Origin of the sequence: Mobilicoccus massiliensis (genome assembly GCF_000826525.2) — a bacterium.
Taxonomy (GTDB): Bacteria; Actinomycetota; Actinomycetes; order Actinomycetales; family Dermatophilaceae; genus Mobilicoccus; species Mobilicoccus massiliensis.
This window is the reverse complement of record NZ_LN651326.1, coordinates 100,699-114,362: the sequence shown is the minus strand read 5'-3', so window position 1 is coordinate 114,362 and position 13,664 is coordinate 100,699. Positions and strand designations below refer to the sequence as shown.

The window sequence follows — 13,664 nt, the reverse complement described above, 5'->3', positions numbered from 1 at the left end:
TCCAGACTCGCGTCCGGGCAGGGCAGGGGTCTATCCGTCGGTCGTCACGTCTTCGGCAGGGGCCCAGGACGTTCGATACAGGCCGCCTCCATCTCGCACGGTATAGGCCGTGACAAAGGGCCGGTGTGACGGGCCGGTACATGCGAAGAGGGGAGGAGGCCTGTGCCTCCTCCCCTCTTGCAGGGTCGGGCTGTCGCGGCGGTCGGCCGCCCCTCGTCAGCGACCCGACGAGGTCGGTGCCGGGGTCGGCATGACCGTCTGCGGCTCCTTGCCCTGCGGGGCGTCGACCACGTCGGGAGTGACGATGCCCTTGAGAGCGAGCTGACCCTTGCGGGCGGCGTCCGTCGCGTCGTTGAGGACGCGCAGCGCCTCGCCGGGGGCGTGGAAGCCGTTGGAGTTCTCCGAGACGATCCAGTCGATGTAGAAGCTCGACTTGCGCTGGTAGGCGCGGGCGATCTCGAGGTTCTCCGGCTTGACCGACTTGTCGCTCTTGGCCTTCTCGAGGTCGGTGATGAGCTCCGAGAGGGCCTGGCTGGCCTGGTTGCGGGTGTGCAGGTGGCGGTCCTGGATCTGGCCCACGCGGTCCTTCAGCTCCTGCTCGGTCGTGTTGTGGCACGTCTGGCAGGACTGGTTGACGTTGAACATCGGGCTGCGCACCTGGTGGTTGCTCACCTTCATGCCGCCCTCACGCTCGTACGGCATGTGGCAGTCGGCGCAGGAGACGCCCGCCCGGGCGTGGACGCCCTGGCTGTAGAGCTCGAACTCGGGGTGCTGGGCCTTGAGCATCTTGGCGCCGGTGAGCTCGTGGGTCCAGTCGTTCCAGCCGGTCTCGTTCCAGTACTTCTCCTCGTCACGCACGGTGAGGCCGTACTTCCACGGGTAGGTGAGGGTCTTGCCCTCGCCCGGGAACGCGTACTCGACGTGGCACTGGGCGCAGACGTAGGTGCGCATCTCCTGAGCGGAGGCGTCCTTGTTGACGTCGAAGTCCTTGACGCCCACCGACTCCTTGTAGGCCTTGATGCCGGTGATGAACGCCGGACGGGTGACGCGCAACTGCATGGTCTTCGGGTCGTGGCAGTCGATGCAGGAGATCGGGTGCTCGACCTTCTTGGTGAGCTCGTTGTACGGCATCTTGTTCATCACCGCGAAGCCCTTGTTGGTGTCACCGTCACCGAGGTCCTTCATGAGCTTGACCGTGGAGGCGTGACAGTTGAGGCAGGCGCCCGGCTGCTTGAACTCGGTGACCCGGCGCGTGTTGCGCTGGTCGAGCAGCATGTAGGCGTGGCCGCGCTTCTCGCGGTAGTCCACGGAGAACGCGTAGCCCTTCCACATCTGCACCAGGCGCGGGTCGAGCTCGATCTTCTGCGCGGTGACGACCGTGCGGGGATCGTTGGCCGTGGGGTTGTTCGGCAGCGCCTCGGAGCCACCGTGCTGGGTCGTGCCCATCTGGTCGGTGCGCTTGTACGAGTCGTACTGCAGCGGGAAGTTGCGGCCCCAGATCGCCGGGTCGACCGTGTTCTCGTCGATCTTGACGACCTGGAAGTCGGGCTGCTCGCCCTCGTTCTGTCGCTGCACGATGTTGATCAGCAACAACGCCACACCGACCGTGACCAGGGCGGCGACGAGGATCGTCAACCCGATCAGGGTCTTCGTCCTCCTCGACGGGTCTGCCGAGCGTGGCTCGGTTTTCGTACTGTTCATGCCCTCACCTCTTGTGCCCGACTTGGCTGTGACATTGGATGCAGGAGATCTTCTGGTCGTGCTTGCGCGTCGCGTTGATGCCGCTGACCATTCCCTCGTGGCAGTACACGCACGACGCCTCTGTCACCTTGCGGTTGCTCTCGCGGATCTTGATCTTCAGGGGGTAGTCCTGCGTCGTGAACTTCAGCGAGTGCCAGAAGCCGTTCTCGGCCTTGACCGCGTACTTGTGAATGAGGTTGTCGTGCGGGGCGTGGCAGTCGTTGCAGCCGGCCACGTGGTGGTGACTGCCCTTGAGCCAGCCCTCGTACTGCTCGTTCATGGCGTGGCAGTTGTTGCACGTCTTGGGGTCGTTGCCCAGGTAGGCGAACCCCTTGGCGTAGCCGAACGTGAACACGCCGAGGCCGAGCGCCGAGCCGATGAGGACGGCCAGCGTCGAATAGACGAGGCCCTTCATCCCGATCGTGCGGGCGAAGCTCGACCACCAACGGTTCTTGCTCATGACTCCCACCTCCGGGCGCACCTGCGACGGGGCTGTCTCACCCCTGGGCCAGCACGCACGATGTCCATGGGACGATTCTCAAGCTGCGCTCAGGTTTCTCACACCCCTCGACCGGTAGAAATCCGATACATCGACGCTGGTGAGGGCCTATCCCCGGGCTATGCCCCGCACGTCGGGGCGGGCCGGGGCGTGTATCCGCAGAAGTCATGCCGGGGCCGAGACACGGGGTGTGCCGGGCGGGGTGGGGCGGCGCGGTGGCAGCGCGAGGCGCGCCGCGTGCGGCGATCAGGAGCGGTGTCAGGACACGGGCGGCGGCGAGCCGAGGCCCTGACGCACGATGTACGCCGCGGCCTGGATGCGGTTCTCCATGCCGAGCTTCTGCAGGGCGTTGTGCACGTGGTTCTTCACGGTGCCCTCGGTGATCGACAGGCGGCTGCCGATCTCCTTGTTCGACAGCCCGTGGGCGACGAGACGCAGGATCTCGAGCTCCCGGTTGCTGAGCAGCGCATCGGGTCGGGGGGCCTCGGGGGTGCGCGGCTTCTGGCCGCCCTCACGCAGTTCGGCGAGGAGGCGGCCCACGAGCGAGGGTGCCACCGGGGTCTCGTCGCGCAGGACCGAACGGATCATGTCGAAGAGCTGCTCGGGGCGCATGTCCTTGAGCAGGTAGCCGTGGACGCCGAGGCGCACGGCCCGCATGAGGTGGTCGTCGTCCTCGCTCACGGTGAGCATGACGATCTTGATGTGCGGGAGCTGTTCGCGCATGAGACCGGCGGCCTCGACCCCGTCCATGACCGGCATCTCGACGTCCATGACGATGACGTCGGGCTGCAGGGAGTGCGCCATCTCGAGCGCCTCGAGGCCGTTGACCGCCTCGCCGACGACGGTCATGTCGGGCTGTCCGTCGACGATGCGCGCGACGGCGCCACGAAAGAGGCCCTGGTCGTCGACGAGCAGGATGCGCGCCGGTGCCGCGGCGTCCGACGTCCCCGGCCGGGTGTTCATGCGCTCACCGACGACTGCGCGGAGGGCTCGGTGTGCGCGGGCTGGGGCGCGGGAGCGACGTGGATCCCACGGCCGGCGGGGATCATCAGCAGCACGCGGGTGCCTCCGCCGGGGGAGGAGTCGATCGTCAGCCGCCCGCCGAGCAGGTGGGTGCGTTCGCTCATCGTCGAGAGCCCGAACCGGTTGTCGGCGATGTCACGAGCGTCGAAGCCACACCCGTCGTCCTCGACGACGACCACGACGGATCCCGGTTCGGCGCCGATGCACACATGCGCGGTGCGGGCGTGGGAGTGCTTGCGCACGTTGGTCAGGGCCTCCTGCACGACGCGGATGAGTTGCAGCTCGTGGTGCGGCGGCATCGTCAGCTCGCCGAGCGCGGTGTCGAGGCTGGTGGCGATGCCGGACTGCCGCGAGAACGTCGCGACATAGGTCTCCAGCGATTCCAGCAACGTGCGGTCGGTGCGGCCCGACTCGCGCAGGCCGAGGATCGCCTCGCGAACGTCGCCGTAGGCCTCGTGGCACATGTGGCCGAGGTCCTCGAGCTCGGCGCGCACCTCGGGGGAGGCCGAGACGTCGGGGTGGTGGCCGATCGCGGCGAGCCGCAGGTGGGCGGCGCCGAGGGCCTGCGCGAGGCTGTCGTGCATCTCCCGGGCGATGCGGTCACGCTCCGCGAACGTGGCGTCGACGGCCGCGACGTCGCGGCTCTCCTGCAGAACGACGCGGTAGCTGCGGTCGATGAGCGAGAACATCGTGACCGAGAACGCGATGGTGCCCACGACGAGCGCCGCATCGAGCACGGCGTGACCGTGGTCGGGAGAGATCGTGCGCACGAAGATCCCGCGGCCGACGAGAACGACGAGCAGGAACGCGGTCGGGAGGACGAGGGCGAGGATGCGCAGCCGGCGCAGCCACTCGGCCCCTTCGCGGTCGTCACGCAGCAGCGCCGGGTCGAGCTCCTGCAGCGGGTGGGAGGACGCCGGTTCGGGTCGCATGTGCGTCACCTCCCGGTCCTGCGTCGCTCGTGTCGGTCTGGGCCGTTGGGCTCGGAACGAGATCGGTCCGTCTCGCGCCGGTCCTGTATCGCTTGCGAACGACTCCGCTGCTCCGACGTGCCCACCGGCCTATGCCGGGGGCCGCCTGGTTCGAAGTCTACGGACTTGTCCCGGAGCAAACGAGCGAAAGTGCGATGTCGGGACCATGGTCCATATCCTCCGGTCCGTGCCGCGTCATCGGATGCCGTCCGCCGGTGTCGGTGGGCCGCCGGGGCGATCGAGGGCGACGAGGTCGAGCAGCTCCGACCACGCCTCGATCTTCGTGCGCGCTCGGCCCAGCTCGTCACCGCGCGCGGCCTCCGCCTCCTCGATGCGGCGCCAGTCCTCGAACGTCGTCGGATGCAGACCCCGCTCGGCGAGGTGGCGGTCGAGGTCGAGCAGGGCCGCGTCCTCGGACGCATCGCGCGGGAGGTGCGCGAGATCCTCGAGCAGCAGCCTGACCGTCTGCGCCGCGTCGGACTTGTTCGTGCCGATGACACCGATCGGGCCACGCTTGATCCACCCGACGACGTACTCACGGGGCAGCACGTGTCCGTCCTCGGTGGTGACGCGTCCGTCCTCGTTGGGGATGACTCCGTGTTCGAGGTCGAACGGCAGCCCCGGCAGCGGGACGCCGCGATAGCCGATCGCCCGGAGTACGAGCTCGGCGTCGAGCGTCGACGTCTCGCCCGTGCCGACGACACGGCCGGACTCGTCGAGTGCCGTGCGCTCCAGCGTGATGCCGGTGACGTGGTCGGTGCCCTCGAGAGTGACCGGCCGACGCCAGAAGAGGAAGTGGAGGCGGCAGCGCGCCTCCGGGACCTGACGCTGCGCCGCCTCCCGCAGCACCTCGACGTTGGTGCGGGTGCGGCGGTCGAGATCGGCCTCGTCGATGTGCTCGAACGCGTCGGCGGCGACCCTGACCTGCACGCCGTCGAGCGAGCAGAGCTCACGCAGCTCCTTGGTGGTGAAGCTCGCGTGATGGGGGCCGCGTCGGCCGACGATCCACATGTCGGCGATCGTGTGCGAGGCGAGCACGTCGATGACCGCCTGGGGCATGTCGGTGCGCTCGAGGTCGGCCGGGTCACGGGTGAGGATGCGTGCGACGTCGACGGCGACGTTGCCCACCCCGACCGCGACCGCCGACTCGACCCCGGCGAGGTCCTGAGCCAAGGCATCGGGGTGCCCGGAGTACCAGGCCACGAACTCGCGCGCCGAGACGCTGCCGGGCAGGGACTCCCCGGGGACGTTCATCCGCCGGTCCTCGCTGGCCCCCGCGGCATAGATCACCGCGTCGTAGGCGGCCAGCAGCTCGTCGCGGGTCACGTCCTCCCCGAAGTCGACCAGACCGAGAAAGCGCAGGTGTTCGGCGTCGAAGACGCGTGCGAGGGCCGTCGCGACCGACTTGATGCTATCGTGATCCGGCGCCACGCCGTACCTGACCAGCCCGAACGGCGTGGGCAGCCGGTCGATGACGTCGACCTCCACCGGCACCTCGTCCTGGGAGAGCAGCGCCTGCGCCGCGAACAGCCCCGACGGCCCGGCGCCGACGATCGCCACCCGTCTCGGGGCATCGGCCACTCGATCTGTACCCGTCATGTGCGGAACCCTAGCCGCCGCGAACCCCCGAATCCGCTCGCCAACACACGATTCGAGAGCCGGCTCGCCGCTCGGACGCCCACTCGCCCCGCCGCTCTCCGTCGTGGAAGACGGGATGGCAGCGAACCTGGGGTGATCACCCCCGATTCGCTGCCACCTCGCTTGCCACGTCAGATGACGGCCGGAACCTCCCAGATGCGGTCGAGGTAGTCGCGCATCGAGCGGTCGGAGGAGAAGAAGCCGCACCGGGCGACGTTGAGGATCGCCGAGCGCGTCCATGCCTCCGGATCGGCGTACTTGGCGTCCACCTCGGCCTGCGCGGCGAGGTAGGCGTCGAAGTCGGCGAGGGCCATGAACCGGTCCTTACCGAGCAGGTCGTCGACGAACGCCGCCGCACGAGAACGGTCTCCGCCGGTGGCGGCACCGCTGGCGAGGAAGTCGATGGCGCGCTTGAGCTGCTCGCTGCCGGCGTAGAACTCGCCGGGGGCATACCCCTTGGCCTGCAGGGCCGCGACCTCGGGCTCGCGCATGCCGAAGAGGAAGAAGTTGTCGTCGCCCACGAGCTCGCGGATCTCGACGTTGGCACCGTCGTCGGTGCCGATCGTCAGCGCGCCGTTGAGGGCGAACTTCATGTTGCCCGTGCCGGAGGCCTCCTTGCCGGCGAGGCTGATCTGCTCCGAGAGGTCGGCCGCGGGGATGAGCGTCTCGGCGAGGGTGACGTTGTAGTTCGCGGGGAACGCGACCGCGAGCCGGCCCTCGACCCGCGGGTCCTCGTCGATCGTCTTGGCGACCGCGTTGATGAGGGCGATGGTCTCCTTGGCCATGAAGTACCCGGGGGCGGCCTTGGCGCCGAAGACGAACGTCCGCGGAGTGATCGAACTCGGGTCGGCCTCGCCGGAGACGAGGCGCTCGTACAGCGAGACGATGTGCAGCAGCTTGAGGCTCTGCCGCTTGTACTCGTGCAGGCGCTTGACCATGACGTCGAGCATGTTGCCCTGGGGCAGCTCGATGCCGTCGCGGTGGTGCAGCAAGGCCGCGAGCCGCTCCTTGTTCTCGGCCTTGACCGCCCGGAACCGCTCCCGGAACCCCGCGTCGTCCGCGAACGGCTCCAACTCGCGCAACTGCTCCAGGTGGGTGACCCAGCCGTCGCCGATGGCCTCGGTGATGAGCTCCGACATGCCCGGGTTGGCGATGCGGATGAACCGCCGGGGCGTGATGCCGTTGGTGACGTTCGTGAACTTCGCGGGCCACATCTGCGAGAAGTCCGGCAGCACCTTGTCGCGCAGCAACTCCGAGTGCAGCGCGGCCACACCGTTGACGTGACCGGCGGCGACCGTGGCGAGGTAGGCCATGCGCACGGCACGCTCGGGATTCTCCTGGATGATCGACATGCGACGAGTGCGCATGACATCACCGTCGAAGCGCTCGCGCACCTCCTCGAGGAAGTCCTCGTTGATGCGGTAGATGATCTCGAGGTGGCGCGGCAGCAGCCGGCCCAGCAGCTCGACCGGCCACACCTCGAGAGCCTCGGGCAGCAGCGTGTGACACGTGTAGTCGAAGCACTGGCACGTGACCTCCCACGCCTCGTCCCATTCGAAGTCGTGCTCGTCGATGAGCAGGCGCATGAGCTCGGGAATCGCGATGACGGGGTGGGTGTCGTTGAGCTGGAAAGTGATTCGCTCGGGCAGTCGGTGCAGGTCGAAGTCCTCGGGCAGGGTGTGCTCGATGAAGTCCTGCAACGAGGCCGAGACGAAGAAGTACTGCTGCTGCAGACGCAGCTCACGACCCTGGGGTGTGGAGTCCTCCGGGTAGAGCACCTTGGTGATGTTCTCGGCGAAGGTTTGCGCCCGCACGGCCTCGGCGTAGTCGCCGGAGTTGAAGATCTGCAGGTCGAACGCCTGGGTGGCCCGGGCGCTCCACAACCGCAGGGTGTTGACGACGCCGTTGCGGTAACCCGGCACGAGCAGGTGGTAGGGCACCGCGCGCACGTTCCAGCTCGGCACCCAGCGCACGCGCTCGCGGCCGTCGTCGCCGGTGTAGACCTCGGTGTGACCCCCGAAGTCGATACGGACCGCCCGGTCGGGCTGGGGGAACTCCCACGGCGAGCCCAGGGCGAGCCACGCGTCCGGCACCTCGACCTGGCGGCCGTCGACGAACGTCTGCTTGAAGATGCCGTACTCGTAACGGATGCCGTAGCCGATGCACGGCACGTCCATCGTGGCGAGGGAGTCGACGAAGCACGCCGCGAGCCGCCCGAGGCCGCCGTTGCCGAGGCCCGGCTCGATCTCCTGCGCGCGCAACAGGTCGAAGTCGAGGCCGCACTCCGTCATGGCCTCCCGGGCGATCTCGGTGAGGTCGGCCGCGAGCAGGGCGTTGTCCATCTGGCGTCCGAGGAGGTACTCGGCCGAGAGGTACCCGATGACCCGCTTGCCCGCGTCGCGGCGGCGCTTGCCGGTCGCGATCCAGTCGTGCATGAGGTAGTTGCGCACCGTGCGGGCCAGCGCCATGTACTGGTCGTTGACCGTCGAGCGCGAGAGCGGTACGCCCTGGGTGTAGTTGAGTTCGCGCATGAACTGACGCACGAACCCGTCGACGTTCCGGTGCGGAGCGACCGCGGGCGTCAGGGCGCTTTCGTGAGTGGGTCGAAAGTGCGGCCCGGTGACGTGGGTCGCCATCTCGGGGGTCTCGCCGACGTTTCGCGAGTCGTCGTGGTGGATGTCGGGCTCGTGGGTCACGTCGTCTCCAGCTCGTCTGCGGGTGCGGCCGATGCCTCAGGGCGAATCACCTCGACAGTAGCCGACTCTCGCGCGCGCACGGGTGCCCGGATGTGTCGATGAGATGAGCGGCAGACCGCGCTGACCTGCGCAGACGCAGAGTTCATCCAGGGTTCAGGGGTGGCCGCCCGCGGTCGCGGTGGTGCGGGACGCCGTTCACCTGCGCGGTCGTGCGGGTGGCGTCGTCGTGGATGCGGCGAGGGCATGGATGGGAGGTGCGGGGTCGAATCCGGGACCTGGGTCCCGACGGCGCCCTCGACGGCTCGCACATCATTGACACGGACGAAAATGGAGCAAAACAGCTCGAGATCGGAGTTCCCATGCGCACGCGCACGCTGACCGTCGCCCTCGCGGCCGCCCTTCTTCTCTCCGGGTGTGGCTCGAACGGCTCGGCGGGAGACCAGAACGCCGCGCAGGGCGCTGCGACGAGCGCCGCGGCCGGAGGCCAGACCGGCGACCAGGCCGGTGGGGCGTCGGTCATCGACACGACGAAGAAGGCGACAGCGGCCGCCCCCGCGGTCAAGGATCCGATGCTCGCGAAGTACGGCCTCGACGGCAAGAGCGTCGTCGAGATCGTCGACGACCTCGACGAGACCAACGCCCACCGCGGCTCCGGGCTCAAGGCCTCGATCCGGCCCGATCACCTGCAGCTCGAGGACGAATCGGCAGGCACGAGGACGACGATCCCCGTGCCGGACGACCTGTTCTACATGTCCGTCGCCCCCTACGCGACGCAGACTCACGAGTGCGTCAACCACAGCCTCACCGGCTGCAAGGGTGAACTCCCCAAGGCGGCGATGACCGCCAAGGTGACCAAGGACGACGGCACGGTGCTCTACGAGGGGCCGGCGACGACGTTCGAGAACGGGTTCGTCGGCTTCTGGCTGCCGCGCGACATCCGCGGCACCATGCGGTTCGACTACGACGGCAAGAGCGTCAGCGCGCCGTTCGTCACCGATACCACCAGCCCCACCTGCATCACGACGATGCAGCTCACCTGACGTCTCCCGGCACCGAGGCCTACAGGTCGGTCTCGGCAGGTCAGTGCGGCCGGGTCTCCTCCGCGATCCTCGTCAACGCGAGCAGCAGTTCGTTGGCGGGCGTGGGGATGCCCAGCTCGGCACCACGACGCACGACGTGGCCGTTGAGCTGGTCGATCTCGGTCCGCCGACCCGCCGCGAGGTCCTGCGCGGTGGAGGAGAGCTGGTCGGGCATCACCGCGACGAGGGCGAGGGTCGCGCCGAGCGGGTCGTCGAGCGTGACTCCCTCGGCGCGGGCCACGGCGTCGCACTCGCCGACGATCTGCTCGAGGACCGCGGGGATGTGCGGACTGTCGTTGAGCCGCGCGTAACTCAGCCCGGTGAGGGCCGAGAGGGCGTTCCAGGCGCAGTTGACGACGAACTTCGTCCACTGGGCCGGCACGACGTCGCTCACGGTCTCGACCTCGACCGCGTCTCGGAGCGCCGTGACCAGCGCGGACGAGGCAGAATCAGGCAGGAGGACGCGCCCGCCACCCACGTGCCGCACGTGCGCGGCACCGGCCATGCCCACCGCGACGTAGATCACCGACGGGTACACGGTGACGTCGTCGCGCCCGATCGCCGTTCGCAGCACCTCGGCGTTGTCGAGGCCGTTCTGCACGCTGACGACGAGGGCGCCCGGGCGCAGATGAGGAGCGATCTGCGTGCCTGCCTCCTCGGTCGCGAGGGACTTGACGCAGACGAGCACGGCGTCGGCCTCTCGGACCGCGGCGGGGTCGGTCGTCGCCCGGACCCGAACGCGGTCGTCGGTGCCGCGGGCCGTCGACTCGAGACGGAGGCCGTCCTGCTCGAGAGCCTTGAGAAGTCGTGGCCTCCCCACGAGAGTCACGTCGTGGCCGGCCTGTGCGAGCCGTCCCCCGAGATGGCACCCGACGGCCCCCGCGCCCATGATCGCGATCCGCATGCGGATCCTCCGTTCTCACCGCGCCGGCCGTCTCGCGTGCCGAGCGTCTCGTCTCACCGGTCCTCCACCGTCGCGCGCCACGTTGCCACACGCCCCGCACCTCGACACCGCTCGGACAGGCGGTTTCACCCGAAACTCGGTGGCGGTCGCGTGCTCGGACAGGCGGTTTGGGCCGAATCCGGAGGCCGCCCCGTGCTCGGACAGGCAGTTCGGTCCGAACCGGGTGGCCGTCGCGTGCTCAGACAGGCGGTTTGGTCCGAACCGGGTGGCGGTCGCGTGTTCAGACAGGCGGTTTGGTCCGACCGGGTGGGTGAAACCGCCTGTTTGAGCGGCGGCACAGGCGGCCTGACCCCGGCGCGCCAGCCCGCCTCACGCTCGGACAGGCGGTTTGGGCTGAATCCGGTGGCCGTCGCGTGCTCGGACAGGCGGTTTGGTCCGACCGGGTGGGTGAAACCGCCTGTTTGAGCGGTCGTGCAGGCGGCTTCACTCGAGCGCCAGTCCGCCCCGCAGTCGCGCAGGCGGTTCGGTTCGAACCCCGTGCGTGAAACCGCCTGTTCGAGCGGCCGTTCGTCGGGGTGGCGCGGTCGGCTGGAATGCTGGGGGACGTGACGAGCGAACCGGTGCGCGCCGATGCCGACGACGTCCTGCACGCCGACGTCCGCGCCACGTTGGAGGCATGGGCGGCGCCCGACGTGGATCAGGAATCCCTGCGCCAGGTCTACCTCGCGTTCCTCGCGGCGCGTGCCGACGCGACCCGCCGCACCTGCGCGCCCGGGCACGTCACCGCATCGGTCGTCGTGCTCTCCGCCGATCGCCGGCGGGTGCTGCTCACCCTGCATCCGCTCGTCGGCCGGTGGTTGCAACTCGGTGGGCACCTCGAGGACGCCGACGCGACGTTGGCCGACGCCGCTCGCCGCGAGGCCAGGGAGGAGTCGGGGTTCGATGTGACTCTCGACCCCGTGCCCGTGGACCTGCACTGTCACCCGATCACGTGCAAGGGCTACACCCACCCGACTCGCCACCTCGACGTGAGGTTCGTCGCCGTGGCCGCCGAGGGCGCTCGCGAGCAGCGCTCCGAGGAGTCCGACGACCTGCGGTGGTTCGGCGTCGACGGGCTTCCCGACGTGCCGGCGGAGGTGTCGACGTTGATCCGCCGCGGGGTCGAACGGATGGCGACGCGCCGTCGGTGACGCGCTCCGGTGCTCGGTGCCGCCTGCCGCGCCGCGCGCCGGATCGAGACGGTTTGCGAAGCTGGGAGCGGTGCCGACCTCCTCGGCGCCCTCGTTCCACCAGGAGGTTGGCCCGTGGCCTGGATCGTTCTCGTCGTCTCCGGCATGTTCGAGGCCGTGTGGGCGGTCGCGCTCGCCAGGTCGGACGGATTCACGCGCCTGTGGCCGTCGCTGGTGTTCTTCGCCGCGTGCGCGGTGAGCATGGGCGGCCTCGCGTACGCGATGCGCACGCTGCCGACCGGAACCTCCTACGCGATCTGGGTCGCCGTCGGCGCCTCACTCACCGTCGCGTACGGCATGGTGACCGGTACCGAGACCGTCTCCCTCGTCAAGATCCTGTTGCTGCTCGGCATCATCGGCTGCGTCATCGGGCTCAAACTCGTGCACTGACCTGCACGAATGCGCCAGGGCGTCTCCCGTCACTCACCGGTCTCGGTGGCGGCGAGCATGTCGGCGAGTCCTGCCGCCAATTCGTCGGCGTCGAAACCCTCGATCACCGGGCCGCCGGAGATGAGACGCAGCTCGCGGTCGGGGCGCCCTGCCGTGTACTCCACGAGGGCCTCGATCTCGGCGGGGCTCAGGGTCTCCTCCGGTGGCAGCATCCACAGGGGCCCGTCGTAGAGGTCGATGAGATCGAGCCCGTGCGGCTGTTGTTCGACGTAGCGCAGCGCCAACGCGATCGGCCCGCGGCGTGGTAGTCGGGCCCACCCGTCGGGTTGAACGTCGAGATGACGTCGGAAGTACGCGCGGAACTGCTCGGAGGGCACGGTGTCGGTGATCCAGTCGTCGGTGGCCATGGCGACGACGCGCTCGAGGTACGGCTCGAGCTCCTCGGGAGTTCCGGAGGCGAACAGGCCGAAACGTTCGTGCCAGACGTCGAGGGAGTCGGGACCGACCTGTTCGGACCACTCGGAGCGGGCCTCCTCGCCGCGGCTGCAGCTCGAGAGCGCGGTGACCGCCACCCCTCGGGCGCCGAGCCCGGCGAGGCGATCCGTCGACAGGGCGATGATCTCGTCCTGCTCGAGCACCACGAGAGGGCGGGTGAGACCGAGTTCTCGCACGACGGCAGGCAGGTCGCCGGCGATGCGATCGGGCCCGTCCTCGGGGAGCCGGCTGAGCCCGTGCCCGCGCAGGTCGACGGCGACGACGTGACCGATGCGGGTGAGCGCCGAGGCGAGCGGCGCCCACGCCTGGGCGTTGGACGCGAGCTGGTGGACGAGGAGGATGTCGGGACCCTCGCCGCCGAAGTCGATGGCCGCGTAGCGGTCGGTACCGACGTGGACGAAGACATCTGTGGCCATGGGCACATTCTCCTGACGGGCGCGGTGATCTGGCGGCGCCACACCCTGGGCATTTGAACCGATCATGACCATTCGTCGGTGGACGCCCGGGAGAACACGTCACCGTGAAACGCCGTCGACCCTCTTCCCGCCCTCGAGGTAGAGGCACGACTTGGTCTTGAGGCCCTTCTTGACCCGGCGACGGATGGCGGGGCGCAACAGCTCGAGGGCCTCGTCGATCCCGGCCCAGCGGTGCTCGCGGATCTCGTACTCCTGCAGGCGGATCTGCTTGGCCTGGTCGGCGCTCACGACGCCGCAGTGAAAGAGGAAGCGCAGTCCGAGCTTCTCGCCCTTCTTGGCCGGGCGGGTGTCGACACAGACGAGGCGCCCGTGCGTCACCTCGAGCCCGGTCTCCTCGCGGACCTCCCGGCGACAGGCGTCCCACGGCGTCTCGCCGTCGTCCTCCATGATCCCGCCGGGAACGGTCCAGCCCGACTTGTACGTGGGCTTGAGGATGAGCAGCCGTCCCTCGTCGTCCAGGATGATCGCCCCGGCCGAGGCAGGGATCTCGGGAATCCGGAACATGCCGCTCCTCGCCTTCGTGG

General features: G+C 69.1%; 12 protein-coding genes. 3 read left to right on the top strand and 9 right to left on the bottom strand.

Annotated elements, in window-relative coordinates:
• Window positions 1–216 precede the first annotated feature (216 nt).
• From BN1197_RS03190 to BN1197_RS03165, 6 genes are all read right to left on the bottom strand, one after another.
• On the bottom strand, window positions 217–1,701 hold the full coding sequence (locus BN1197_RS03190; protein ID WP_082043582.1) for an ammonia-forming cytochrome c nitrite reductase subunit c552: 1,485 nt from the start codon (window positions 1,699–1,701) through the stop codon (window positions 217–219).
• 4 nt (window positions 1,702–1,705) lie between these two features.
• Window positions 1,706–2,200: a cytochrome c nitrite reductase small subunit gene (nrfH, locus tag BN1197_RS03185; RefSeq protein ID WP_082043581.1), complete on the bottom strand. Its 495-nt coding sequence runs from the start codon at window positions 2,198–2,200 to the stop codon at window positions 1,706–1,708.
• A gap of 297 nt (window positions 2,201–2,497) precedes the next feature.
• Window positions 2,498–3,202 (bottom strand): response regulator, encoded by a 705-nt coding sequence (locus tag BN1197_RS03180; RefSeq protein WP_052465928.1) that lies wholly within the window; start codon window positions 3,200–3,202, stop codon window positions 2,498–2,500.
• Window positions 3,199–4,194, bottom strand: a complete 996-nt coding sequence (locus tag BN1197_RS03175; protein ID WP_141397194.1) for a sensor histidine kinase — start codon at window positions 4,192–4,194, stop codon at window positions 3,199–3,201. The genes BN1197_RS03180 and BN1197_RS03175 overlap by 4 nt, the downstream gene beginning before the upstream one ends.
• A gap of 234 nt (window positions 4,195–4,428) precedes the next feature.
• Complete coding sequence (locus tag BN1197_RS03170) at window positions 4,429–5,832, bottom strand: FAD-dependent oxidoreductase (protein ID WP_052465926.1); 1,404 nt, start codon at window positions 5,830–5,832, stop codon at window positions 4,429–4,431.
• 170 nt (window positions 5,833–6,002) lie between these two features.
• A complete protein-coding gene (locus BN1197_RS03165; RefSeq protein ID WP_052465989.1) occupies window positions 6,003–8,507 on the bottom strand; it encodes a glycogen/starch/alpha-glucan phosphorylase in 2,505 nt (834 codons plus the stop codon).
• A 419-nt stretch (window positions 8,508–8,926) separates the two neighbouring features.
• Between BN1197_RS03165 and BN1197_RS03160 the strand changes: the two genes are divergently transcribed.
• Window positions 8,927–9,607, top strand: a complete 681-nt coding sequence (locus BN1197_RS03160) for a CueP family metal-binding protein (RefSeq protein WP_040156122.1) — start codon at window positions 8,927–8,929, stop codon at window positions 9,605–9,607.
• Between the two features lie 40 nt (window positions 9,608–9,647).
• On the opposite strand, the gene BN1197_RS03155 is transcribed toward BN1197_RS03160, so the two are convergent.
• On the bottom strand, window positions 9,648–10,550 hold the full coding sequence (locus tag BN1197_RS03155) for a ketopantoate reductase family protein (RefSeq protein ID WP_040156121.1): 903 nt from the start codon (window positions 10,548–10,550) through the stop codon (window positions 9,648–9,650).
• Window positions 10,551–11,155: 605 nt separating this feature from the next.
• Between BN1197_RS03155 and BN1197_RS03150 the strand changes: the two genes are divergently transcribed.
• Complete coding sequence (locus BN1197_RS03150) at window positions 11,156–11,740, top strand: NUDIX hydrolase (protein ID WP_245851804.1); 585 nt, start codon at window positions 11,156–11,158, stop codon at window positions 11,738–11,740.
• Between the two features lie 114 nt (window positions 11,741–11,854).
• Entirely contained in the window at window positions 11,855–12,169 is a 315-nt protein-coding gene (locus tag BN1197_RS03145; RefSeq protein WP_040156119.1) for a DMT family transporter, read from the top strand.
• A gap of 29 nt (window positions 12,170–12,198) precedes the next feature.
• Here BN1197_RS03145 and BN1197_RS03140 read toward each other — a convergent pair whose 3' ends face one another.
• Both BN1197_RS03140 and BN1197_RS03135 read right to left on the bottom strand, forming a co-directional pair.
• Window positions 12,199–13,080, bottom strand: coding sequence for an alpha/beta fold hydrolase (locus BN1197_RS03140; protein ID WP_052465924.1), 882 nt, complete (start codon window positions 13,078–13,080; stop codon window positions 12,199–12,201).
• Window positions 13,081–13,179: 99 nt separating this feature from the next.
• Window positions 13,180–13,644, bottom strand: a complete 465-nt coding sequence (locus BN1197_RS03135; RefSeq protein ID WP_040156116.1) for an NUDIX domain-containing protein — start codon at window positions 13,642–13,644, stop codon at window positions 13,180–13,182.
• Window positions 13,645–13,664 lie beyond the last annotated feature (20 nt).